The organism is Stenotrophomonas lactitubi, from assembly GCF_002803515.1.
Lineage (GTDB): Bacteria > Pseudomonadota > Gammaproteobacteria > Xanthomonadales > Xanthomonadaceae > Stenotrophomonas > Stenotrophomonas lactitubi.
Genome location: NZ_PHQX01000001.1, coordinates 3,958,834 through 3,981,131 on the forward strand (window position 1 = coordinate 3,958,834; position 22,298 = coordinate 3,981,131).

Annotated in this window: 20 protein-coding genes; 8 read left to right on the plus strand and 12 right to left on the minus strand. The window is 66.8% G+C overall.

All coding sequences use genetic code 11. From position 1 onward, the window contains the following. Window positions 1-48: 48 nt before the first annotated feature. The 5 genes from CR156_RS18560 to cyoA all read right to left on the minus strand — a co-directional run bounded on the left by CR156_RS18560 (window position 49) and on the right by cyoA (window position 4,702). Window positions 49-735: an SCO family protein gene (locus CR156_RS18560; RefSeq protein ID WP_100553895.1), complete on the minus strand. Its 687-nt coding sequence runs from the start codon at window positions 733-735 to the stop codon at window positions 49-51. Window positions 736-848: 113 nt separating this feature from the next. After that, on the minus strand, window positions 849-1,181 hold the full coding sequence (gene cyoD, locus CR156_RS18565) for a cytochrome o ubiquinol oxidase subunit IV (protein WP_025877422.1): 333 nt from the start codon (window positions 1,179-1,181) through the stop codon (window positions 849-851). 1 nt (window position 1,182) lies between these two features. Beyond that, window positions 1,183-1,818 carry a cytochrome o ubiquinol oxidase subunit III gene (gene cyoC, locus CR156_RS18570; RefSeq protein WP_100553896.1) on the minus strand — a complete coding sequence of 212 codons (636 nt, stop codon included), beginning with the start codon at window positions 1,816-1,818 and terminating at the stop codon, window positions 1,183-1,185. Next, window positions 1,815-3,791: a cytochrome o ubiquinol oxidase subunit I gene (cyoB, locus tag CR156_RS18575; RefSeq protein WP_100553897.1), complete on the minus strand. Its 1,977-nt coding sequence runs from the start codon at window positions 3,789-3,791 to the stop codon at window positions 1,815-1,817. The genes cyoC and cyoB overlap by 4 nt, the downstream gene beginning before the upstream one ends. 5 nt (window positions 3,792-3,796) lie before the next feature. Continuing rightward, a complete protein-coding gene (gene cyoA / locus CR156_RS18580; protein WP_100553898.1) occupies window positions 3,797-4,702 on the minus strand; it encodes a ubiquinol oxidase subunit II in 906 nt (301 codons plus the stop codon). Between the two features lie 183 nt (window positions 4,703-4,885). On the opposite strand from cyoA, the gene CR156_RS18585 reads away from it, so the two are divergent. The 4 genes from CR156_RS18585 to CR156_RS18600 all read left to right on the plus strand — a co-directional run bounded on the left by CR156_RS18585 (window position 4,886) and on the right by CR156_RS18600 (window position 8,775). Beyond that, entirely contained in the window at window positions 4,886-6,301 is a 1,416-nt protein-coding gene (locus CR156_RS18585) for an aminotransferase-like domain-containing protein (RefSeq protein ID WP_089237525.1), read from the plus strand. Window positions 6,302-6,373: 72 nt separating this feature from the next. Then, the gene (locus tag CR156_RS18590; protein WP_089238161.1) at window positions 6,374-6,634 is read left to right on the plus strand and encodes a hypothetical protein; all 261 of its coding nucleotides are present in this window, start codon (window positions 6,374-6,376) and stop codon (window positions 6,632-6,634) included. Then, window positions 6,634-7,236, plus strand: a complete 603-nt coding sequence (locus CR156_RS18595; protein WP_100553899.1) for a DUF6436 domain-containing protein — start codon at window positions 6,634-6,636, stop codon at window positions 7,234-7,236. Before CR156_RS18590 ends, CR156_RS18595 begins: the two co-directional genes overlap by 1 nt. Before the next feature lie 9 nt (window positions 7,237-7,245). Next, on the plus strand, window positions 7,246-8,775 hold the full coding sequence (locus CR156_RS18600) for an aminotransferase-like domain-containing protein (protein ID WP_100553900.1): 1,530 nt from the start codon (window positions 7,246-7,248) through the stop codon (window positions 8,773-8,775). A 135-nt stretch (window positions 8,776-8,910) separates the two neighbouring features. Here CR156_RS18600 and CR156_RS18605 read toward each other — a convergent pair whose 3' ends face one another. Together CR156_RS18605 and CR156_RS18610 are read right to left on the minus strand one after the other, a co-directional pair. Continuing rightward, complete coding sequence (locus CR156_RS18605) at window positions 8,911-10,212, minus strand: aminotransferase class V-fold PLP-dependent enzyme (protein WP_100553901.1); 1,302 nt, start codon at window positions 10,210-10,212, stop codon at window positions 8,911-8,913. Continuing rightward, on the minus strand, window positions 10,212-12,617 hold the full coding sequence (locus CR156_RS18610) for a TonB-dependent receptor plug domain-containing protein (RefSeq protein WP_100553902.1): 2,406 nt from the start codon (window positions 12,615-12,617) through the stop codon (window positions 10,212-10,214). The genes CR156_RS18605 and CR156_RS18610 overlap by 1 nt, the downstream gene beginning before the upstream one ends. A gap of 352 nt (window positions 12,618-12,969) precedes the next feature. On the opposite strand from CR156_RS18610, the gene CR156_RS18615 reads away from it, so the two are divergent. The 3 genes from CR156_RS18615 to CR156_RS18625 all read left to right on the plus strand — a co-directional run bounded on the left by CR156_RS18615 (window position 12,970) and on the right by CR156_RS18625 (window position 15,683). Further along, window positions 12,970-13,797, plus strand: coding sequence for an AraC family transcriptional regulator (locus CR156_RS18615; RefSeq protein ID WP_100553903.1), 828 nt, complete (start codon window positions 12,970-12,972; stop codon window positions 13,795-13,797). A 67-nt stretch (window positions 13,798-13,864) separates the two neighbouring features. Further along, window positions 13,865-14,893 carry an alpha/beta hydrolase family protein gene (locus tag CR156_RS18620; RefSeq protein ID WP_409349574.1) on the plus strand — a complete coding sequence of 343 codons (1,029 nt, stop codon included), beginning with the start codon at window positions 13,865-13,867 and terminating at the stop codon, window positions 14,891-14,893. Window positions 14,894-15,011: 118 nt separating this feature from the next. Beyond that, window positions 15,012-15,683: a VOC family protein gene (locus tag CR156_RS18625; protein WP_100553905.1), complete on the plus strand. Its 672-nt coding sequence runs from the start codon at window positions 15,012-15,014 to the stop codon at window positions 15,681-15,683. A 1-nt stretch (window position 15,684) separates the two neighbouring features. On the opposite strand, the gene CR156_RS18630 is transcribed toward CR156_RS18625, so the two are convergent. The 3 genes from CR156_RS18630 to CR156_RS18640 all read right to left on the minus strand — a co-directional run bounded on the left by CR156_RS18630 (window position 15,685) and on the right by CR156_RS18640 (window position 19,517). Then, window positions 15,685-17,097 (minus strand): TPM domain-containing protein, encoded by a 1,413-nt coding sequence (locus CR156_RS18630; protein WP_100553906.1) that lies wholly within the window; start codon window positions 17,095-17,097, stop codon window positions 15,685-15,687. After that, window positions 17,094-18,932, minus strand: coding sequence for a M3 family metallopeptidase (locus tag CR156_RS18635; RefSeq protein WP_100553907.1), 1,839 nt, complete (start codon window positions 18,930-18,932; stop codon window positions 17,094-17,096). Before CR156_RS18635 ends, CR156_RS18630 begins: the two co-directional genes overlap by 4 nt. 72 nt (window positions 18,933-19,004) lie before the next feature. After that, entirely contained in the window at window positions 19,005-19,517 is a 513-nt protein-coding gene (locus CR156_RS18640; RefSeq protein WP_100553908.1) for a hypothetical protein, read from the minus strand. A gap of 81 nt (window positions 19,518-19,598) precedes the next feature. On the opposite strand from CR156_RS18640, the gene CR156_RS18645 reads away from it, so the two are divergent. Beyond that, on the plus strand, window positions 19,599-20,225 hold the full coding sequence (locus CR156_RS18645) for a YiiX/YebB-like N1pC/P60 family cysteine hydrolase (protein ID WP_100553909.1): 627 nt from the start codon (window positions 19,599-19,601) through the stop codon (window positions 20,223-20,225). Window positions 20,226-20,279: 54 nt separating this feature from the next. On the opposite strand, the gene CR156_RS23015 is transcribed toward CR156_RS18645, so the two are convergent. Together CR156_RS23015 and CR156_RS18650 are read right to left on the minus strand one after the other, a co-directional pair. Then, entirely contained in the window at window positions 20,280-20,441 is a 162-nt protein-coding gene (locus CR156_RS23015) for a hypothetical protein (protein ID WP_165378361.1), read from the minus strand. A 306-nt stretch (window positions 20,442-20,747) separates the two neighbouring features. Beyond that, a complete protein-coding gene (locus CR156_RS18650; protein ID WP_207764213.1) occupies window positions 20,748-22,172 on the minus strand; it encodes a short-chain fatty acid transporter in 1,425 nt (474 codons plus the stop codon). Between the last annotated feature and the right edge of the window lie 126 nt (window positions 22,173-22,298).

Below are 22,298 nucleotides of genomic sequence, written 5' to 3' on the forward strand. Positions count from 1 at the left end.
GTCGACACCCACCGGAGCGGGCATCACCCACCGGAGCGGACGCGTCGCTCAGCGGGCGGCGAGGCTGGTATTGTGCGGCAGCTTGCACGCGGCCAGTGCTTCGCTGCCGGCGGCCGGATGTTCCGGCTCCAGCAACAGCCGCTGCACGTCCGAGAACAGCTGTTCCACCGGCATGCCATAGGGGGCGAACAGGCGCAGGCGGCCCTGTCGGTCGAACACGTAGCCGCCGGCGATGTGGCTCATCGTGTAGGTGTCCGGCAGCTGGCCGGGCTCCTTCTCATAGAACGCCTTGAAGTCACTGGCCATCGCCGAGAGCTGCGCCTCATCGCCCACCAGCGCGATCGCCTTCGGATCGAACGCGTGCACGTAGGTGTGTGCGACTTCGGGGGTGTCGCGCGCCGGGTCCACGCTGACGAACACCACCTGCAGCTGGTCGGCATCCTTGCCCATCAGGTGCTTGACCTGGCTCAGTTCGACCATGGTGGTCGGGCACACGTCGGGGCAGCTGGTGAAGCCGAAGAACAGGTAGGTCACCTGCCCCTGCAGGTCCTTCGGGCCACGCAGGGTGCCGGCGCTGTCGGGCATGGTCCAGTGCTGGCCCAGCTCCTCGCAGGCGATGTCCTTGGAATAGAAATCCATGCGCGACTGCGCGCTGCAGCCGGCCAGCAGGCCGAGTGCCAGGCCTGCGGCAAGCAGCGGCAGGCGAAGGGAACGAACAACGGAAGCAACACGCATCACGGGTACCACCAACACGAGGTGGGCGCGGTCTCGGTCAGGCCTGCCCTGGGGGAGAGAGGGCTGAGGTGCCAGGGCGATCGTGCATTCCATGCCGATCGCCCCGGCCACGGTCAGTTGATCATCATGTGGTAGTGCATGCTCCAGATGATCCAGATCGACAATGCGACCACGATGAACAGGATCACCAGGGTGAACACGAAGCTGGCGAGGTTCCAGCCACCTTCGGACTTGCGGTCCATGTGCAGGAAGTACACCAGCTGCACCAGGATCTGCGCGACGGCGAATCCGACCAGCAGGAACAGCGTGACCGGCCGCGACAGCACCGGGTTCATCACCAGCGCGAACGGCACCACCGTCAGCAGCGCGCACAGCACGAAGCCGATCAGGTAGGACTTGGTGGAACCGTGCGCATTGCCGGCGCGCGAGGTTTCGACGTGGGCCATGTCAGAAGGCTCCGATCAGGTAGACGAAGGTGAAGACGCAGATCCACACCAGGTCCAGGAAGTGCCAGAACAGGCTCAGGCAGGACACGCGGGTGATGTTGGTCGGGGTCAGGCCACGGCGATACACCTGGTGCATCACCACCGCCATCCAGATCAGGCCGCTGGCCACGTGCAGGCCGTGGGTAGCGACCAGGGCGAAGAACGCCGACAGGTAGGCACTGGTGCTCGGGCCCGCACCTTCGTGGATCAGGTGCGAGAACTCGTAGATCTCCATGCCGATGAACGAAGCACCGAGCACGAAGGTCACGCCCAGCCAGCGCAGCACCGCCGCCTTGTCCAGGCGGTGCATGGCCAGCACGGCCTGGCCGTAGGTGATGCTGGACACCAGCAGGATGAAGGTCTCGGCCATCACGAACGGCAGCGAGAACAGCTCCTTGCCGGTGGGGCCGCCTGCGTAGGCGGTGCTGAGCACCGCGTACGAGGCGAACAGCGAGCCGAACAGCACCAGGTCGGACATGAGGTACACCCACATGCCGAACACTTTCATGCCGCCCTGTTCGTGGGCGTGGTCGTGCTCATGGTGTTCGTCGTGGACCAGCGCATCGCTGTCCAGCTGCGGACGGGTCAACAGGTTCATGCACGCACCTCCTGCAGCTTGGCATGGTTGGCCGCTTCGGTACGCGCCACCTCCTCGGAGCTGACGTAGTAATCCACGTCCTCGTTGTAGGAGCGCGCGATCAGGGTGACGATCATCGCGATGAAGCTGGCACCGGCCATCCACCAGATGTGCCAGACCAGGGCGAAGCACAGCACCAGGATCCAGACGTTGAGGATCAACGGCACGCCGGTGTTCTTCGGCATGTGGATCGGCGCGTACTTCTTCGGCGGCGGTGGCAGGCCGCGCTTCTTCGCTTCGTGGAAGGCGTCCAGCTCATCGGCCTTGGGCACCACAGCGAAGTTGTAGAACGGCGGCGGCGACGGCGTGGCCCATTCCAGCGTGCGTGCATTCCACGGGTCGCCGGTGAGGTCGAGGTTGCGCTTGCGGTCGCGCACGCTGACGTAGATCTGCACCAGCATCAGGATGATGCCTGCGAACACGAACAGCGCACCAATGAACGCAGCGATCAGGTACGGCGTCCACGCCGGGTTGTCGTACTGGTTCATGCGTCGGGTCATGCCCATGAAGCCGAGCATGTACAGCGGCATGAAAGCCAGGTAGAAGCCGATCACCCAGCAGGCAAAGGACCACTTGCCCAGACGCTCGTTGAGAGTGAAACCGAACACCTTCGGGAACCAGTAGACGAAGCCGGCCAGGTAGCCGAACAGCGCGCCGCCGATGATGGTGTTGTGGAAGTGGGCGACCAGGAACAGGCTGTTGTGCAGCAGGAAGTCCGCGCCCGGGATGGCCAGCAGCACGCCGGTCATGCCACCGATGGTGAAGGTGACCAGGAAGGCGATGGTCCACAGCATCGGCACGCTGAACTCCACGCGGCCGCCGTACATGGTGAACAGCCAGGTAAAGATCTTCACGCCGGTGGGGATGGCGATGATCATCGTCATGATGCCGAAGAAGGCATTGACGCTGGCGCCGGAACCCATGGTGAAGAAGTGGTGCAGCCAGACGATGAAGGACAGGATGCCGATCGCCAGGGTAGCGCCGACCATCGACTTGTAGCCGAACAGCTTCTTGCGCGAGAACGTAGCGGTCACTTCAGAGAAGATGCCGAACGCCGGCAGCACCAGGATGTACACCTCCGGGTGGCCCCAGGCCCACACCAGGTTCACGTACATCATCGGGTTGCCACCCAACGTGTTGGTGTAGAAGTTGAAGTCCAGGTAGCGGTCCAAGGTGAGTGCACCCAGGGCCACGGTCAGGATCGGGAAGGCGGCGATGATGATCACGCTGGTGACCAGCACGGTCCAGGTGAACACCGGCATCTTCATCAACGTCATGCCCGGCGCACGCATGCGCAGGATGGTGATGAACAGGTTGACGCCGGTCAGCAACGTACCGATGCCGGACGCCTGCAACGCCCAGATGTAGTAATCGACACCCACGCCTGGACTGAACTCGATGCCCGACAGCGGCGGATAGGCGACCCAGCCGGTCATGGCGAATTCGCCAACGCCCAGCGAGATCATCATCAGCGCAGCGCCGACCACGAAGATCCAGAAGCTGAAGGCGTTGAGGAACGGGAACGCCATGTCGCGCGCGCCGATCTGCAGCGGCACGATGATGTTCATCAGGCCGACCACGAACGGGGTGGCCACGAAGAAGATCATGATCACGCCGTGCGCGGTGAAGATCTGGTCGTAGTGCTCCGGTGGCAGGAAGCCATCACTGCCCGGCCCGGCGGCCGCCAGCTGTGCACGCATCATCAGCGCATCGGCGAAGCCGCGCACCAGCATGACCAGAGCGACGACCACGTACATGATGCCGATCTTCTTGTGGTCCACGGTGGTGAACCAGTCGCGCCACAGCACGCCCCACAGCTTGAAGTACGTCACCGCGCCGAGCAGCGCGAGGCCACCCAGCACCATGGCCGCCAGCGTGACCACCACGATCGGCTCGTGCAGCGGCACGGCCTCCCACGTCAATTTACCCAACATGTTCGTTACTCCTGGGAAACCTGGGCACCGGCGGCCGTACCGGCCGGGGCCGCAGCAGCGGTGTTCTCACCGACGCCGATGAACTGGTCGATGACTTTCTTGAACAGCAGCGGTTCAACGCTGGAGAAGTGCTGCACCGGCGCATTCTTCGACGGTGCGGCCAGCGCCTTGAACTGTTCGAAGCTGAGCGCATCCGGCGCGCTGCGCACCTCGGCCACCCAGCGATCGAAGTCTTCGTTGCTGCTGGCGGTGGCGATGAACTTCATGTTCGAGAAACCATGGCCGCTGTAGTTGCCGGACATGCCACGGAACTGGCCGGGCTCGTTGGCGATCAGGTGCAGCTGCGTGCGCATGCCGGCCATCGCGTAGATCTGCCCACCCAGCTGCGGGATGAAGAAGGTGTTCATCGTCGAGTTGGAGGTGATGTTGAACGCCAGCGCGCGGTTGGCCGGGAAGTTGAGCTGGTTGACCGTGGCGATGCCCAGGTCCGGGTATACGAACACCCACTTCCAGTCGGTGGCGATCACGTCCACGTGCAGTGGCTCGCCGGCCACGTCCAGCGGCTTGTACGGATCCAGCTCGTGGGTGGACTGCCACACGATCACCGCCAGCACCGCGATGATGATCAACGGCACGCCCCAGACCACCACTTCCACCTTGGTGGAGTGCGACCAGTCCGGCGTGTACTTCGCTTTGGTATTACCGGCGCGGAAGCGCCAGGCGAACACGAAGGTCAGCACGATGGCCGGCACGACGACGATCAGCATCAGGCCGATGCAGATCAGGATCAGGTCGCGTTGGGCGATCCCGACCATGCCTTTCGAATCCAGCAGCACCCAATCGCAGCCCGTCAGGGCGATGCAGGCCAGGGCGACCAGCGCCAGGCGGATGCGGTTCCAGCAGATATTCATTGGAGGTCAACCCTGTTGAAGATGCGCGCTTGACCGGCTCGCCTGCGCGCAGCGCCCGGGCGTGGAGCGGCTACACTGTGGGTACGAGGTCGCCTACAAGCAGGCGAACCACTCCAATCAAGCCCATACAAGATACAGCATTGTATGGACTTGTGCATCTGCACGTATGGAAAACTCCGACCGATGACGCCTCCTGCTGCCGGCCGCCGCCTGAAACACCCCAACCGGACCTGGGTTCGCCCCTTCCGTGAGGGCGCAGGACCGCTGTACCTGCAGATCGCCCAGCAGGTGCGCGAGGCGGTGGACGATGGCGTGCTGCGCCCGGGCGACCGCCTGCCACCGCAGCGCGATCTGGCCCAGCAGGTGGGCGTGGACCTGACCACGGTCACCCGCGCCTTCGCCGAACTGCGCCAGGCCGGGCTGCTGGATGCACAGGGGGCCGGCGGCACCTTCATCGCGATGTCCGCGGGCAACCGCAGCACCTCGGTCGACCTGAGCATGAACATCCCGCCGCTGCTGGGCAGCGCGCCGTTCGCACAGGGCATGGAGGCCGGTTTCCAGCACCTGGGCCAGCAACTGGGCCAGGGCGAGCTGATGAGCTACCACGTCGGCGCCGGCAGCCGCGACGACCGCGCTGCGGCCGTGCAATGGCTGGCGCCGATCCTCGGCCCGGTGGGCGCCGAGCGGGTGGTGATCTGCCCCGGTGCGCAGACCGCGCTGTGCGCGCTGATCCTGGCCCGCACCCAGCCGGGCGAACTGATCGCCGCCGAACAGCTGACCTACCCGGGCCTGCTGGCCGCCGCGCGGGTGCTGCAGCGGGGCGTGGTGCCGGTGGCGATGGATGCCGAGGGCATGCTGCCCGATGCGCTGGAAGAGGCCTGCCAGCTGCGCCGGCCGCGCCTGCTGTATCTGGTGCCGACCATCCAGAACCCGACCACGGCGACGATGTCGGCGCAGCGCCGGCAGGCCCTGCTGGCAGTCGCGCGGCGGCACGAACTGACCGTGGTCGAGGACGATCCCTATTGGCTGCTGGCCGGTGATGCCGCGCCGCCACTGGCCGCGTTGGCCGACGGTGGCTGCCCGGTCTACTACATCTCCACCCTGTCCAAGTGCCTGGCTCCCGGCCTGCGCACGGCCTACCTGGTGGTGCCGGCCGGCCAGCCGATGGAGCCGGTGCTGGACGCCCTGCGCGCGATCGCGCTGATGCCGACCCAGTCGATGGTGGCCGTGGCCTCGCACTGGATCCGCACCGGCCAGGCGCAGGCGATGGTGCAGCGCTTCCAGCAGGAACTGCGCGAGCGCCAGGCCATCGCTGCGCGCTATCTGCCCGCGCGCCGCCAGGCCCACCCGGCCGGCCTGCATGTGTGGCTGCCGTTGCCGCCGCGGCTGGACCAGTACCGCTTGATCCAGGCCGCGCAGGAACAGGGCCTGGGCATCGCCAGCTCCGACGCCTTCAGCGTGGAAGAACCGCCACCGGGCAACGCCATCCGCCTGTCGCTGGGCGGGGCCGTGGACCAGGAGGCCTTGGCCGGGGCGCTGGCCAAGCTGAACGAGATCCTGTCCGAGGCGCCCGACGCGCGGCATTCGGCGATCGTCTGAGCCACCCCGTGAGCCATAACCATACAAAATGATATCTTGTATGTAATGTATGGATCGAGGGACGTGCCGCCGATGGCCGCCGACAAATTGAAGTTCCACCTGGTGATGGTCGGCTGCGGCGGCTTCGTCGTGCTGATGCTGGCCGCCCTGGCCTGGGTCTGCCTGCAACCGCAGACCGTGGATGTGCAGGCCGCCGAGCGCCACGCCATCGAACAGTGCCTGCAACGCAGCGAGGACGCGGCGCGCAGCGAGATCCAGCGCCGCGCCCAGGCCGATTCCTGCCGCGAGATGCGTAAGCAGTACGTGCACAAGTTCGGCGAGGACGGCTCCTGATGGGCGCAACCGCGCCGCGCCCACGCCGTTCGATGCTGCCCGTGATGATCGCTCTCGCCTGCCTGTTCATGGCCGGCGTGGCGGCGGCCCTGTGGCAGTACTTCGGCTATGGCGAGCAGTCCTCGTTCGCCGAACAGGCCATCGTCTTCGATGACTCGCAGCTGCGGTTGCCGGCGGAGCTGGCCGGCGACACCGGCCGCATCCGCGTGGTGCATTTCTGGGACCCGGCCTGCGGCGTGTGCAACCGCGAAACCGGTGCGCACCTCAGCTACCTGATCAGCATGTACCGCCGCGCCGGCATCGACTTCTATGCGATCCGCCGCCCCGGCACCGCAGGCGAACTGCCCGAGCCGCTGCGCAACAAGGTCATCAACCTGCCAACCATCGACGGCATCGAGAACATTCCGGCCAGCCCGGCGGTGGCGATCTGGGACCGCCAGGGCCACCTGGCCTATGCCGGCCCGTACAGCATCGGCATGGTCTGCAATTCGGCCAACAGCTTCGTCGAACCGCTGCTGGACAAACTGGTGCGCGGGGAAACCGTGCGCCCGAAAGGACTGCTTGCCGTGGGCTGCTACTGCCCGTGGCAGGCCAAGCGCTGAGGACGCGCGATGACATCACCGACGCTGGCCGGCGCAGCCGCCGCAAACAACAACGGCGGTCACCTGTCCGAACCGACCGATGGTTATGGACAGGCTCCCGCCGTTGGAAGCAACGATACGCCCCGACATCCTCCGTACATGCCGCGACCCGATGTCGCAGGGCCTGGCGTCGCAGGGCTGGGCTGGGTGCAGGACGTGCACGTGCACAGCGGCCCGATCTACCTGCGCATCGTCAACACACTGGAACGCACCATCAATCGCGGCGGCCTGGCCCCCGGGCAACGGCTGCCCTCGCAGCGTGCACTGGCACAGCAGCTGGGTGTGGATCTGACCACGGTGACCCGTGCGTTCGATGAAGCACGCAAGCGTGGTCTGATCGAAGCACGTGGTCCGCAAGGCAGCTTCATCGCACCGCCCAAGGCCGGTTTTGATCAGGCCGTCGATCTCAGCATGAACGTGCCGCCGGTCCCCGACGCCGATGCACTGGCGGACATGCTGCGTCGAGGCGCAGCGGCGGTACTGGCGCGCAGCAATGCGCCGAACCTGATGACCTATCACCTGGGCGGTGGCAACCCGACCGATCGCCACGCGGCGGCGCGCTGGCTGCAGCCGATGCTGGGCACGGTGGACGATGCACGCCTGCTGCTGACCGAAGGCGCGCAGGTGGCGCTGGCGGCAATCCTGGTCAGCCAGGGGCGCGAGGGCGATGCGATCCTCTGCGACCGCTTGGTGTATCCGGGCCTGCTGCAGGCGGCTGCGGCACTGGGGCGGCGGCTGGTCACGGTGGAGGGCGACGAACAGGGCATGTGCCCGGAGGCGCTGGCACGCCAGGCGCGGGAGTGTGGCGCGCGCCTGGTCTACCTCAACCCCACCTGCCAGAACCCGACGGCGCTGACCGTGCCCACCCCGCGACGCGAGGCGCTGGCGCGGGTGCTGGAGCGCGAAGGCCTGCTGGCGATCGAAGACGATCCGTACTGGCATCTGGCCGTCACCGCGCCGATTGCGCTGGCGACGCTGGCACCTCGACATGTGTTCCATGTAGCCACGCTGTCGAAGGTGATCAGCCCCGGCCTGCGTACCGCGTTCGTGCAATGCCCAAGCGCCGCCCATGCCGAGGCGATGGCTGCCGCACTGCGTGCCACGCGGTTGATGGGCCATCCGCTGGTATCCGCGCTGGCCAGCCAGCTGCTGCTGGATGGTTCGGCGCAGGCGCTGCTGGTGCAGGTGCGCGAGGAAGCGCGCGAGCGCACGCGGATGGCACGGTATCTGCTGGCGCCTTCATTGCTGGAGCGCGCCGATGGGCTGCATGCGTGGTGCCGGGTGCCCGCACCCTGGACCGATGCCACGCTGGTGCGTACGGCACAGCTGCAGGGCCTGGCGATCGCACCTTCATCGGCATTCTGTCCGCCGGGCGCAGCGTTCGCGAGCGGAGTGCGGCTGTCGTTGGGATTGGCTGCGGACCGGCGGCAACTGGAAAACGCGCTGCGGCGGATCGATCGGTTGTTGTTGTCCGATGCGTTGCCGGCGATCGAGCGGTAGGCGGAGAGCATCCACGCATGGCGTGGATCTACTGGGTCTGTTTCGGTAGATGCCAACCTTGGTTGGCAATGCCCGTCCACGCCATGCGTGGATGCGGTGCCAACCAAGGTTGGCATCTACCAAAGCGGTGGGATTTCAGGCCAGCGCGGCCAGCGCCTGCACCAGCGCATCCATCTGCGCGGGGCGGGTGAACACCGACGGCGTCACCCGCACACAGGCACCGGAGTCCAGACCATCGCGATGCGTGGTGAATATCCGGTGCTCCTCCAGCAGCCGTTTCTGCAGCGCCAGGTTGTCTTCCACCGAGGTATGGCCACGCAGGCGGAAGCTGGCCAATGCACTGGCCAACGCCGGATCCGCCGACGACAGCACGTCGATATGCGCCATCTGCCGCGCTGGCACCGTCCACCGCTCGCGCAGGTAACGCAGGCGCGCCTGCTTGTTGGCTGCGCCGATGCGCTGGTGCAACGCGATGGCCTCGGGCAGCGCCAGATAGGCAGCGAAGTTGACCGTGCCGGTATGCACGCGGCTGCCCACGCGACCATCGTCGGTCTCGCCCATGTACGGATCCAGGTCGGCCACGCGCCCTTTGCGTACGTACATCGCGCCCACGCCCACCGGTGCGCCGATCCACTTGTGCAGGTTGATGCCAACGAAATCGGCCCTCAGCTGCGGCACCGCGTAGTCGATCTGGCCGAAGCCATGTGCGGCATCGACAATCACATCGATGCCGCGCGCACGCGCACGCTCGGCGATCTCAGCCACTGGCAGCACCAGCCCATGGCGGTGGCTGACCTGGGTCAGCAACACCAGCTTCAGGCGCGGCAGGCGCGCGAACGCGTCATCGTAGGCCTGCAGGATCTGCTGATGGGTTGGCACCGCCGGCAGTGCGATGCGCTCGACCTGCACGCCACGATGCTGCTGCAGCCAGCGCATGGCGTTGATCATGCTGTCGTAGTCGACGTCGGCGTACAGCACCTGGTCGCCGGGCTGCAGGCGGTTGTAGCCGCCGATCAACGCCAGCATCGCCTCGGTGGCGCCGCGGGTCAGCGCGATCTCGTCCGCACCGACACCGAGCATGTCAGCCACCTGCCGATGCACCGCCATGTACTGCGCCGGGAACGCGCGGCGGCCGTACCAGGCGTTTCCACGATTCACTTCGGCGGTGTGCCGCTGGTAGCTGGCCAGCGTCTCGCGGCCCATCGCGCCCCAGTAGCCATTCTCCAGGTGGTTCACTTCATCGGTGATGTCGAAGTGGCTGGCCACGGTTGCCCAGTAGCCTTCGTCGCGGGCCAGCACGTCCGGCGCCACGGTCGTTGCGGGAATCTGCATGGGCCCAGCGTAACGCGCGGCGCCTGCGGCAGGCAGTGAAGACAACGCCGCAGCGGCCGGCAACAGCGCACCCGCACGCAGCAGGGAACGACGGCGGCTGTCCATCAGAAGGTCAGCCGGTACTGCGCGTACACATTGGCGCCGTCGGTGTCATACGGCGCGTTGCGCGAATAGATCAGGCCACGGCTGGCCTGGAAGGTGGCTTCATCCGGGTAGCGGTCGAACACGTTGTCGGCACCCACGCGCAGGCTGTGGTGTTCGTTGATGCGATAGCCCACCGCCAGGTCCAGGAAGGTCATCGCACCGAACTGCTGGTAGATATCGCCCGCTGCGTTGCCGGTGGAGTCGGTCCACTTGCCGTAGTAGCGCACGCGCGCCATCAACGACCACGCGCCGACGTCCCAGTTGCCGGTGAAGCTGCCCTTGTGCTCGGGCAGGCGGTCTTCGAACAGCACGCGCTGGGTCTCGTTGGTCGCCACCGAGGTGCTGCCGTTGTCGACGCGGGTCTGGTTGTAGTTGTAAGCCAGGGTCAGCGTCATGCGCCCGGCGCCGAGATCGCGCAGGTAGTTGCCGACCACGTCCACGCCGGTGGTGGTGGTGTCGAAATCGTTGGTGAAGTAGTTCACCGAGGTATAGCCCAGCGGGTTGGGCGTGCCGGCCGGAATGGCGAAGCTGGCCGACTGGCTGAAGCGGTCGCTGAGCTGGATGCGGTAGACATCCACCGAACCGGACAGGCCCATGTCGGTGCGCCAGGTCAGGCCCAGCGAGGCAGTGCGCGATTCTTCCGGGGTCAGCGGCTTGGCGCCCAGCAGCTGCGCCAACGGATCGCTGGGCGACAGGCGGCCGCTGGTAAAGATCTGCAGCGTGCGCGTATCCAGCCCCTGGGTGGTGCTGGTGGTGTTGAGCTGGGCCGGGGTGGGCGCGCGGAAGCCGGTGGACAGGGTGCCACGCAGGGCCACGTCCGGGGTGATCGCAAAGCGCGCCGACAACTTGCCGTCCACCGTGCTGCCGAAGCTGGAGAAGTCTTCATAGCGACCGGCCGCGCCGATGCTCCAGCGCTCGCCCAGCGGCACTTCCATGTCCACGTAGGCGGCCTTGCTGCGCTGGCTCCACTGCCCGGCCTGGCTGGCCGAAAAACCCGGCGCGCCGTTGGAATTCGCTTCCAGACCCGCCGCCGCACCACGGCCCACCGCATACGAGGCAGGGTCACCGGCGCGCACCTGGTAGGTTTCCTGGCGGAACTCGGCACCGAAGGCGACATTGATCGGCTTCGACAGCGCGGCCACGTCCCATTCGTAGTTGAAGTCCGCATTGGCATTCTTCTCGGTCTGGGTCAGGCGACCGAGATCGAATGCGGTCGGACTGTTGGGACCCAGCGATGCGTTGATCGAATTCTTCAGGCTGTAGTCGATTGCGTTGCGGCCATACGAGGCGCTCAGGTCCCAGCGCAGCTTGGGGGTGATCTCACCGCGCAGGCCAGCGACCAGCTGCAGGTCGTTCTGCGTGTTGCCGTACTGCGGGCTGAAGCCTACCGGATACAGCGAGCGCAGGTTCCAGCCCGGGAAGATGCTGGTCGTACGGTACGCGCCAGTGGTGGTATCCGGGTTGCGCCAATTGAAATCGCTGACGCCATCGCTGTGGCTGTACAGGCCGAAGGCATACAGCTCCAGGGTGTCGCTGGCATTGGCCTTCAGGTTGAAGCCCACGCGGCGGCTTTCCAGCTCCGGCTGGCCCCAGCGCTGCACCGGATTGGGCACGTCCAGCTCCGGATGCGCGGCCTGGAAGGCAATGGCGTCGGGACGCTGGCGGGTGCGCGAGGTGGCGTCGGAGTTGGACGGTTCGGCGAACAGGGCCAGGCTGCCGTAGTCCCCCAACGCCCAGCCGGTGCGCGCACTGAAGTCACGCGAGGCACCATCGCCTTGGGCGTACTGCGAATAGCCGGCGGTGATCTCGGTGCCCGGGCTGTCTTCCAGAATGATGTTGATGACGCCGGCGATGGCATCCGAACCGTACTGCGCCGACGCACCATCGCGCAGCACTTCGATGCGCTTGATGGCACTGGTCGGGATCTGCGCCAGGTCGGCGGCCTGTGCGCCGCGGTTGCCGAGCAGCGCACTGCGATGGAAGCGGCGGCCGTTGACCAGCACCAGCGTCTGGTCCGGCGACAGGCCACGCAGCGTGGCCGGGCGCACGAACACCTGGCCATCGGCCATCGGCAGGCGCTGCACCACGAACGACGGCACCAGCTGCGCCAGCACGTCCTTCAGGTCGGTGGAGTCGACCGACTGGATGTCCTGCTTGGTGAACACGTCCACCGGCGCCAGGGTTTCAAACTGGGTGCGGTTGGAGGCCCGGGTACCGGTGACCAGCATCGCGTCGAGCTGGGTAGGCGCGGTGTGGCTGCCGCTGCTGCTGGTGTCCGCCGTTCCGGCATCTGCCGCGATCGCGCCTCCTGCGCTGACCAGACCAAGGGCGAGGAGGATGGAACGCGACAGCTTCGAACGATGCACGGCGGAACTCCGGGAAGGCACGACAGGGCCAGGTGGGACCTGGACAAGGCGCGCAGTCTCGGGCTGCGATGTGAAGCAGCGATGACGTGGAGACGACAGTTGCAGCGGTTACGGTGCGGGTGCCGCCCGTACCGGGCTTGTGCTACCCGGCAGCGTCGTCGTCGAAGCCGAAGCTGGCTGGCCGCGCCGTCCGCAACGGGATGAACAGTGCGAGCGCGAAGACCACCAGGAAGGGGGCGGGGAGAGCTGCCGCTACCACGGCAAACGCAAAGCCCCGCCACCGCAAGAACTGCTAAGCGCCCCACCCCGTCGATCCGTTACGCTGCCCGGCATTCGAACAAGGAACAGCGCGATGAGCGCGGCAGGCAAAGCGTTGTGGTACATCGAAAGCCATGCTGACAAGCCGCTGGCGCTGGCCGACATCGCGGCAGCCGCCGGGCTGTCGCCGTTCCACCTGTCGCGCCTGTTCCAGGCCCGCACCGGTACGTCGGTGGTGCGCTACCTGCGTGGACGCCGCCTGACCGCTGCTGCACAGCAGCTGGCCAACGGTGCCGGCGACATCCTGCAGGTAGCGCTGGCGGCGGGCTACAGCACGCATGCCGCGTTCACCCGTGCCTTCTGCGAGCAGTTCGGGCAGACCCCGGAGCGCGTGCGCGAGCAGGGCCTGCAGGAACTGGTACTGGTGCACGCGATCCGCCTCGACGATGCACCACAGGCCTGCAGCGAAGTGCCCAGGCTGATCGACTGCACGCCCTTCCGGGTAGCCGGCATCGGCATGCGCCACACCCGCAACAGTGGCGGTGCGATTCCCGGGCAATGGGCGCAGCTCAATCGCGAATGGCCAACGCCGGCACCGGTCAGTTTCGGTGTGTGCTGCAACAGTGACGACGATGGCGGCTTCGACTACATCGCAGCGCTGCCGGTGAACGCACTGCCATCGGTACCGGCACACTGGCAGCGGGTGGATGTGCCTGCGCGCCGTTACCTGGTGGCGTGGCATGGCGGCCATATCTCCACCATCCGCTCGACCTGGTTCTGGCTGCTGGACCAGTATCTGCCCGCCAACCACCTCAACCTGGCCAACGCGCCGGACCTTGAACGCTACGACACCCGCTTCGACGAGCACAGCGGCCACGGTGGCGTGGAAATCTGGCTGCCGGTCGATCAACGCACTGCCTGACCCGGAGAGACTGACGATGCATGCGACGCGATGGATCCTGGCCCTGCTGTTGGCTTCGCTGGCGCCGATGGCGATGGCGGCGACTCCCCTCATCGCCGGTGAACGCCACGGTGTGACAACGCTGGAAAGCGCGGCGATACGCGATGGCGTGCACCGCGATGTGCTGCGCTTCACCCTGTGGTACCCAGCAAGCCCAGGCAGCGACGAGACGCCGCTCACCATCGGGCCAGCGGATGCGCCACTGTTCGAAGTGGGGCGCGCCGCCAAGGACGCCCCCATTGCCGGCGCGCGCCTGCCGACCCTGTTGCTGTCGCATGGCAATGGCGGCACCGCGCGCATGATGGGGTGGCTGGGCACCGCGCTGGCACGCGCCGGCTACCTGGTGATCGCCGTGGACCACCCGGGCAACAACGGCGCCGATGAGATGACGCTGGCCGGCAGCGTGCTGACCTGGCTGCGCGCCGACGACCTGAAGGCCGCGCTGGCCGCGGTAAAAGCCGACCCGCAACTGGGGCCACACATTGATGCGTCGCGGCTGGGCGTGATCGGCTATTCCGCCGGTGGCTTCACCGCACTGCTGAGCGCTGGCGCACGGCCGGACATGACGCGGCTGCTGGCGTTCTGCCGGGCGCACCCGGACGACGGCGTGTGCAGACCGCAGCAGGAAGCGGCCACACATACGATGGAGGCGCGTCTTGCTGCAGCAGCATCGCCGCAACTGCAGCCCTACGTGCAACACGCACAGGATGATCGTTCGATTCCCGGTGTCCGCGCCGTGTTCGTGCTGGCGCCGGCCATCGTGCAGGCATTCACACCGGAGCAGCTGAAGGCGCTGCAGCAGCCGGTGGCGATCGTGCTGGGCTCTGCCGACGAGGTGGCGCCACCAGCGACCAACGGTGATGTGGCGGCGGCGCTGATTCCGAAAGCAACACTGCACGCGTTGCCAGGTGTCGGCCACTACGATTTCCTGTCCGGGTGCACGCCGCTGGCGAAGAAGCGGCTGCAGGCGCTGTGTGTGACTGCGGTACCGAAGGAACAGACGCATGCCGTGGTGGTGGAAGACGCGGTGCGCTTCTTCGGTGAGGCACTGCGGTAGAAGCTGTCGAGCACGGCTCGACGCTGCGGCTGGCAGTAACGATTCGTTGCGCAGGTGATGACGCGACGCGAAGGTGCGCGGGACTACACTGCACCCAGCGTTACACGGAGGATCGACCATGCGCCTGCTGCACCTCACCCTGCCGGTATCCGACGTCACCCGCGTTGCCGCCTGGTTCCGCGACGTGCTGCAACTGGAGGTGGCCGGTGACCAGGTCCGCATCGGCTGGAGCACGATCCAGCTGCAACCTGCGGGCGACCACGCGGTCGGCGGCGTGCACCTGGCCTTCAATGTGCCGGACAACCGCTTCGCCGATGCCATGACCTGGCTGCGTGTACGCACGCCCTTTCAACGCAACCCCGAAGGCCTCGATTACTTCGCTCTGGAAAGCAGCTGGCAATCGCAGTCGGTGTATTTCACCGGTCCAGATGGCCTGATCCTGGAACTGATCGGCCGCAGGCGCTTGCCGGCCAGTGACCGCAGCGGTGCCTTCCATGGCAGCGAACTGACCTGCCTGAGCGAGGTCGGCCTGCCCAGCCACGATGTCGATGCGGTGCGCGAACAGTCCAGCCAGTGCTTCGGCCTGCAACCGATCAGCCCGCCGTCGCCACAGTTCGCGCCGATGGGCGATGACGAGGGGCTGCTGATCGTGGTTGCCGCTGATCGCCGTTGGTTCCCCGAACAGAAGGACCTGCCCAACGCGCAGGGACTGCAGCTGCAGGTGAGCGAAGTGAGCGGCAGCGGCGAACTGCACGATGCCGCGCTGGGCTGGCGGGTGCAGGCGGCCTGAGCTACCAGCTGCCCGAGGCGCCTCCGCCGCCGCTGCGGCCACCACCACCGGACCAGTCGCTGGAACTGCTCGAGGACGAACTGGACGACGAAGTGCTGGAGGAGGAACGGTAGCCTCGGGACGAACCGCGGCCGCCGCGGGCTTTCTCGCCGGGCAGCAGGGTGAACACCCAGATGAAGTACAGGAACAGCGTGCCCACGCTGGACACGATCGTCGCCAGCACGCGGGCGTTCTCGTCGCCGGCACGGTCGATGGCCAGCAGTGCGCCCAGCGCATATCCAGCGGTCAGCAGCACCAGCACCACCAAACGGATGGCGAAGCTGTTGCGGTTCTTCCGCCAGCGCGCGCGACCGGCCTGCACCAGGAAGAACACCAGCATGGCAACGATACCGACCGCCAGGTTCAGCAGCGTGTGCAGCGCAAGGCTGGGTGGCAACTGGCCACGCACCAGCATCACCGCGAAGAAGCCGGTGCTGACGGCGAGCATGCCGTACAGCACGATGCGCACGCCACGGCTGCGTCGCCAGCACCAACCCAGCAGGGTCGCCACCAGTACAGCGGGCACCGTCACGAAGAACAGCGCCGGCAGCACGTGGCGCGGCAACAGCAGCGTCGCAGACAGCAGCCCCGCAGTAATCACCGCCGTCACCAGCAGCGGCCGGCCCCAGGCAGGCAATGTCGGCCACGTCGGCCTGGGCACCGCCGCATTGGCTGCCAGTGCCTTGCGCCGCCGCTCGCGGCGGTTACCGGTGAACTCGGCTTCGGTCCTGGTCGCCAGCAGACGCGGTGGCGATCGCCATAGACCGGCGAGGAAGCCCGCCAGCAACGTCAGGGCAACAACCGAATCCCCGGTGCGCCAATCTGGCGGCAACACGTTGCGTGCCAATGAATCGTCCCAGGGTGGCAGTTCCTCACCATCGACCAGCGCCACCAGCACCGCGGTGCCGTCCAGCACGCCCTGGTCCAGGTCTCCCTCGCGCAGGCGCGGCACGATCGCCTTGTCGATGATGCGCGCGGCATAGGCATCGGGGATGGTGCCTTCCAGGCCATAACCGGTCTGGATGCGTACGCGACGATCCTGCACCGCCACCAGCAGCAGCACGCCATCATCGATACCGGCGCGGCCCAGCTGCCATTGGTCGAAGACGCGCTGCGCATAGGCTTCGATACCTTCCTCGCCAACGCTGGGTACCACCAGCACCTGCAGCTGCGCGCCCTTGCGTGCCTGCAGCTGCAAGGCCTGCTCACGCAGCGTGGTGCGGGCGCTGGCCGACAGTGCATCTGCGGTGTCCACCACCGGGTCATTCAACGCAGGGATCGGGGCTGCCGCCAACGCCAGCAGCGGCAGCAGGCAGAGCAGCAGCGCAAGCCACGCCCTCGGCCTGGCAACGTGCGCCTGCTGTACGCGGCTCATGTGCCCTGTCCTGCCTCGATCTGCGCATACAGCGCCTGCAGCCGGGCAGCGTTCTGTGCGAACACCTGCAGATCGGCGTCGACCAGTGCCGGCCAGTCCGGTGCATGACCCAGCAACTGCGCCACCTGTTCCTGCGGTGCGCGGTCAAAGCCCTCACCCAGTACGGTCAGATAGCGCTGGCGGAAGCCCTCCGGATCCTGCTGGTCCTGCACATACAGCTGCACCGCCAGCAATCCGGCATAGAGATAATTGACCAGATACTGCGGGTCGTCATACATCAGGCGCTTGCCGATCCAGGTGCTGCGCAGCTGCGGATAGCGCTGCGGCTGCTGGCCGTAGCGCGCCAGCACCTGGCCGGTGAGCGCGTCCAGATCGTCGGCGGTGCCCAACGTATTGCTGGCCACGCCCTGGTAGATCGACTGCTCCAGCTGCGCCTCCTCGGAGGACGTAAACAGCTGCAACACCATGTCGTCGAGCAGCGACTTCAGGTAGTACGCCTTGGCGCGCGGATCCTGCGCCTGCTGGTACAACTGGTCACGGAAGCGCAGCTCGTTGTAGATGGCGAACGCCTCGGTCATCCACGCACTGCCATTGAGATGCAATGGCGAGGCACGCCCGCGCAGCATCCACTGCCCATGCATGGAGTGACCTGCTTCATGGGCGATCTCCACGTCACTTTCCAGATCGCCGCTGCGCAGCCCCACGAACAGCAGCGCCGGCGTGTCCGGTGCGAATATATGGAACGCGTCCTGGCTGCGGCTGCCCAGCACGGTGGCCAGGTCCATGCGCTTGTGCGCAGGATCCAGCAGCGCGCGCAGCTCGGCGACATACTCCGGCCCCAGCGGCTGCATGGCGTCGGCAGCGGTATCGCGCAGCTGTTCCAGGCTCAGCACCGGTGGCGTATAGCCAGCATCCGGCACGGTGGTATCCCACAACTGCGGCGACATCACACCGCTGCGCCCGGCGTGCTGCAGCAGCATGTCCTGATATCCACGACGCTCTGCCGCGTGGCGCTCGATCGCCGCCAGCGTCGCGTCGACCGTCTGCGTATCCATGCCCATGCGTCGATAGCCGCGTGCGGTGGCCGAGCCGTCGCCCTGCAGACGCGCGGCGGCATCATTCACCTGCACCAGGCCCAGCAGTACCGACGCCATCGGTTCACGGCGCGACTGCACGCCCTGCCAGTACCCCTTCCAGCCGGCCTCACGCAGCGCGCGGTCGGGATGCTGGGCCAGGGCCTGCTTGTCGGCGCCGGTATCCCAGCTGCGGCCAGCACCTTCGATACGCGGGAATTCCGCGCTGTGCATGATCTGCCGACGCAGGCGCGCGAACGTATCCAGCGCCGGATCGGCCAGTGCATCCACGGCATCATCCAGCTGCGCATTGGCCGGCGCCGCGCCTTCCTGCAGCGCGCGGGCGCGCAGGAATCCATAGGACGCCAGCCAGGGGGCATCCGCCGGCGCCTCACGCAGGGCGGCCCTGCCGGTACGGGCGATACGGCTGCACAGCCCCATCACCTGATCCAGCGCCTGCGCCGGGCGACGATCACGTGCGTTGCGCGCGGCCTGCAGATGCAGATACGCATGGTGACGCATGCACTGTGCCTGCAGCGCTTCGGCCTGGCGGAAGCGCGTGGCCGGCGCGCCCGCCGTGGCGCTCTGCAATGCCTCAACGCGCTCGCCCAGGGTGACCCGTGCCGCCTGTTCGGCGGCGGCGCTGGGGAAGTAAGCGCGGTCATCGGCGTGCAGCGACTGTGCGTGGGCGCCGAGGGAGGTGGTCATCGCCCACAGCGTGGCGATGACTACGGTAGTGGTGCGCATCCTGCGGGCCTGCATCGGCGTCTCCGTGCCTTGATCGGGCTTCGAGCCTAGCAGCCGCCGGTAGTCCGCGCCTGTCCCGATCTGGCCTCAGATCGACTCGTCTTCACGCTTGACCAGTGTCCAGCACGGCTTCTGCGCGAAGGTGTAGGTCTGCTGGTCGCTGCTGTCCGGCGTGCGGATCTGCACCTGCATCTGCCCATCGGCCACGGCCGTCACCTGCATCTCCCGGCCCTGCCCGGCCAGCCCGGCTGGATCGGGCATCACCGGCCATTCGACATCGGCCAATGCAGCCGGGCGTTCCACAGTGCGCGGCTCAGGCTCGGCGCCAGCGTCAACGTAGCTGTCCATCAGCGGATCGGCCGTTGCCTTTTCCTGCAGGGTGATCTCGTTGCCGAAGTGCTTCAGGAAGGTATCGAACGCCGGATGGGGGCACGCCGCGGTCGCCACTGCGGGCGCGGGTTCCACCGCCGTCGCTGTGCTGGCAGGTGCCGCTGCAGGGGCCGGGGCCTCAGCAGGCGCTGGCTGCGGCGCAGGCGTGCAGGCGGACAGCGCAAGGCCAAGGGCCGGTGCCAGCAGAGCAAGGGAACGGCGGGGCTTCATGGGATCGTCCTGATTCCGGTTTGGTCGCGCCATCCTATCCTGCCGCCTACAATCGCGCCTTCCCGCCTGTTCGAGATGCCCATGCGCCGCCTCCTGCTCCTGATCGGCCTGCTGCTGCCCGCCCTGTGGCCAGCCTTGGCGATGGCCATCGAGGTCCGTGAAGGCGACCTGCTGTTCGTCACCGCGGGTCACGGTGGCCTGAGCGCGGCAATCGACGATGCGACGGGAAAACAAGGGGCGCCCAGCTTCGACCATGTCGCGCTGGTGGCGTCGGCACCGCAGGGCTGGGAGGTGCTGCATGCCGACGAGAAGGGCTCGCGCCGGCAGACGCTGGACCAGTTCCGCCAGGATGCGCGTGGCAAGCAACGGCAGGTCGTGGTCTATCGCCTGCGCGCGCCGCCAAGGAATGCCATCACCGATGCAGTGGCCACCGCACGCACGATGCTGGGCAAGCCGTACAACACCGCCTATGTGTTGAACGACGAAAGCTACTACTGCTCGGACTTCATCGAACGCGCATTCCGTGCGCACCATGTGTTCGCGCTGCAGCCGATGAACTTCCGCAACCCGCAGACCGGTGAGATCTCCCAGCATTGGGTTGATCTGTATCGCGGCATGGGCCTGGACGTACCGCAGGGCCTGCCCGGTACCAACCCCAACGACATGGCCGCAGCGACGGTGCTGCAGCGGATCGGTGTGCTCGAATAAGCGAAGCCCCGCACGGGGCGGGGCTTCGTCGGTGATGGATGGCGGCTGCCAGGATCACTCTTCCTCGTCCTGCCCGCCCTGCTGCTGGTTCTGGTTGCGCTTCTGCTGTTCCTGCTGCTGTTGCTGCTGCTGGTCGCGGCCGCGTTCCTGCTGCTGATCCTGCTGGTTCTGCTGGCCCTGCTGCTTCTGGTTCGGGTTCTGGTTCTGCTGTGCCATGTCCGATCTCCAAATGCCACGCGCGGAATGCGGTGGACGGGGCCATCGTCGGCAGCGATTGGTTAACCATGCGTTGTGAGCGGGCTACACCTGTGTGTACGCGCGTGAATGAACCCGCGCCAGCCCTTGCGGCACAAGCCACTGAAGGATTCATGCGGGTTTGGAATGTGGTCATGCTGCAGCCGGAAACGAACGCATTCAGCAGCCTGCACCGGCGTAGCGCGCGCAGAGGGGCCTGCCCCTTCGGTCCCGTCTGCAGCACGCAGGCAGGTTTGCGGATCGAGCGCGGGCTCGGCGCTGCACCCGTTACGGCATCACCGGCGGCACATAGACCAGCGTCATGCCCAGCAGCCACAGCAACCCCAGCACCAGCGGGATGTGCACCAGCAACTGGATGAAGGTGAAGCCGACGATGTCGCGGGCCTTCAGGCCGAGCACGCCCAACAGCGGCAGCATCCAGAACGGATTGATCAGGTTCGGCAGCGCTTCGGCCGCGTTGTAGACCTGCACCGCCCAGCCCAGGTGCGCCTTCAACTCGTTCGCGGCCTGCATCACGTACGGCGCTTCGATGATCCACTTGCCGCCACCGGACGGCACGAAGAAGCCCAGCACCGCCGAATACACGCCCATCACCAGCGCGAACGTATCGGTGCTGGCCACGTGCACGAACAGGCTCGACAGCCGATGCGCCAGGGTCTGGCCATCGCCACCGGCGGCGTGGGTGAGGATCATTGCGATGCCGCCGTACAGCGGGAACTGGATAAGCACACCGGTGGTGCTGGGTACCGCCTTGGCCACCGCGTTGAGGAAGCTGCGCGGGCGCCAGTGCAGCAGCAGGCCCAGCGAGATGAACATGAAGTTGTAGGTGTTGAGGTTGGCAATTGCGCTGACCAGGGGCTTGTTGGCGAACTCGTTGAACAGCCAGCCGAAGGCCAGCAACGAGAGCAGCACGGTCAGCAACGGGCTGTATTCCAGCCACTCACCGGGCCGCGTGCGGCGCTGCAGCGGTTCCGGTTCGGCCTGTGCGGCACCCGGAAAATCCTCGGCGGTGCGCGCACTGCCGGCGGCAGGTGCGGTCAGCCAGGCGATCAGCAACGAGACCAGAATCAACACGGCGGTCAGCACAATCGACTGCCACAGGAAGATGGTTTCGGTGAACGGCAACACGCCGGTGATCTCCACCAGCCCCGGCGGCATGCTGGCCGGATTGGCCTGCAGCTGTGCAGCCGACGAACTCAGGCCCATCGCCCACACCGCGCCCAGGCCCAGATAGGCCGAGGCTCCGGCAGCGCGATAATCCATGCGCAGCTCGCTGCGGCGGGCCAGCGCGCGCACGAGCAGACCACCGAACACCAGCGAGAAGCCCCAGCTGAGCAGCGAGGCCAACATGCTGACCAGGCCGACGTACACCACTGCGCCGCGACCGGTGCGCGGTACGCGGGCGAGGAAGTCGATGAAGCGCGCCACCACTGGCGCAGTGGCCAAGGCATAGCCACCGATGACCACGAAGGCCATCTGCATGGTGAAGGGAATCAGGCTCCAGAAGCCGTCGCCGAAGGCGCTGGCGGTGGCCTGTGGGGTGGCGCCAAAGCCCATCGCCGCCACCGCGACGATGACCACGCCGAGCACCGCGAACACATAGGCATCGGGGAACCATTTTTCCGCCCAGGCGGCCGAGCGCAATGCTGCACGCGCCATCCAGCCGTCCTGTACTGCTGCCGTCGAAGCCATCACCTACCCTCCCAGGTTCGATGGCCTGATTCTGGGCGGTGGGGTGCGGGCTGTCTGCCACCTATTGGTCGTAGGTGGCAGGATGCCCGGCGCTGTGCGCCGCCGCCCGAGCATGGGCTCGGGCGC

What these genes read in the sequence shown, in the direction of transcription:
- cyoD (WP_025877422.1), bottom strand. Translation starts at nt 1,181, where the DNA reads ATGGCCCACGTCGAAACCTCGCGCGCCGGCAATGCGCACGGTTCCACC.
- CR156_RS23015 (WP_165378361.1), bottom strand. Translation starts at nt 20,441, where the DNA reads ATGGCACAGCAGAACCAGAACCCGAACCAGAAGCAGCAGGGCCAGCAG.
- CR156_RS18640 (WP_100553908.1), bottom strand. Translation starts at nt 19,517, where the DNA reads ATGAAGCCCCGCCGTTCCCTTGCTCTGCTGGCACCGGCCCTTGGCCTT.
- CR156_RS18620 (WP_409349574.1), top strand. Translation starts at nt 13,865, where the DNA reads ATGGCGATGGCGGCGACTCCCCTCATCGCCGGTGAACGCCACGGTGTG.
- CR156_RS18585 (WP_089237525.1), top strand. Translation starts at nt 4,886, where the DNA reads ATGACGCCTCCTGCTGCCGGCCGCCGCCTGAAACACCCCAACCGGACC.
- CR156_RS18590 (WP_089238161.1), top strand. Translation starts at nt 6,374, where the DNA reads ATGGCCGCCGACAAATTGAAGTTCCACCTGGTGATGGTCGGCTGCGGC.
- CR156_RS18605 (WP_100553901.1), bottom strand. Translation starts at nt 10,212, where the DNA reads ATGGACAGCCGCCGTCGTTCCCTGCTGCGTGCGGGTGCGCTGTTGCCG.
- CR156_RS18645 (WP_100553909.1), top strand. Translation starts at nt 19,599, where the DNA reads ATGCGCCGCCTCCTGCTCCTGATCGGCCTGCTGCTGCCCGCCCTGTGG.
- cyoB (WP_100553897.1), bottom strand. Translation starts at nt 3,791, where the DNA reads ATGTTGGGTAAATTGACGTGGGAGGCCGTGCCGCTGCACGAGCCGATC.
- CR156_RS18595 (WP_100553899.1), top strand. Translation starts at nt 6,634, where the DNA reads ATGGGCGCAACCGCGCCGCGCCCACGCCGTTCGATGCTGCCCGTGATG.
- cyoC (WP_100553896.1), bottom strand. Translation starts at nt 1,818, where the DNA reads ATGAACCTGTTGACCCGTCCGCAGCTGGACAGCGATGCGCTGGTCCAC.
- CR156_RS18560 (WP_100553895.1), bottom strand. Translation starts at nt 735, where the DNA reads ATGCGTGTTGCTTCCGTTGTTCGTTCCCTTCGCCTGCCGCTGCTTGCC.
- CR156_RS18630 (WP_100553906.1), bottom strand. Translation starts at nt 17,097, where the DNA reads ATGAGCCGCGTACAGCAGGCGCACGTTGCCAGGCCGAGGGCGTGGCTT.
- CR156_RS18600 (WP_100553900.1), top strand. Translation starts at nt 7,246, where the DNA reads ATGACATCACCGACGCTGGCCGGCGCAGCCGCCGCAAACAACAACGGC.
- CR156_RS18635 (WP_100553907.1), bottom strand. Translation starts at nt 18,932, where the DNA reads ATGCAGGCCCGCAGGATGCGCACCACTACCGTAGTCATCGCCACGCTG.
- cyoA (WP_100553898.1), bottom strand. Translation starts at nt 4,702, where the DNA reads ATGAATATCTGCTGGAACCGCATCCGCCTGGCGCTGGTCGCCCTGGCC.
- CR156_RS18625 (WP_100553905.1), top strand. Translation starts at nt 15,012, where the DNA reads ATGCGCCTGCTGCACCTCACCCTGCCGGTATCCGACGTCACCCGCGTT.
- CR156_RS18615 (WP_100553903.1), top strand. Translation starts at nt 12,970, where the DNA reads ATGAGCGCGGCAGGCAAAGCGTTGTGGTACATCGAAAGCCATGCTGAC.
- CR156_RS18650 (WP_207764213.1), bottom strand. Translation starts at nt 22,172, where the DNA reads ATGGCTTCGACGGCAGCAGTACAGGACGGCTGGATGGCGCGTGCAGCA.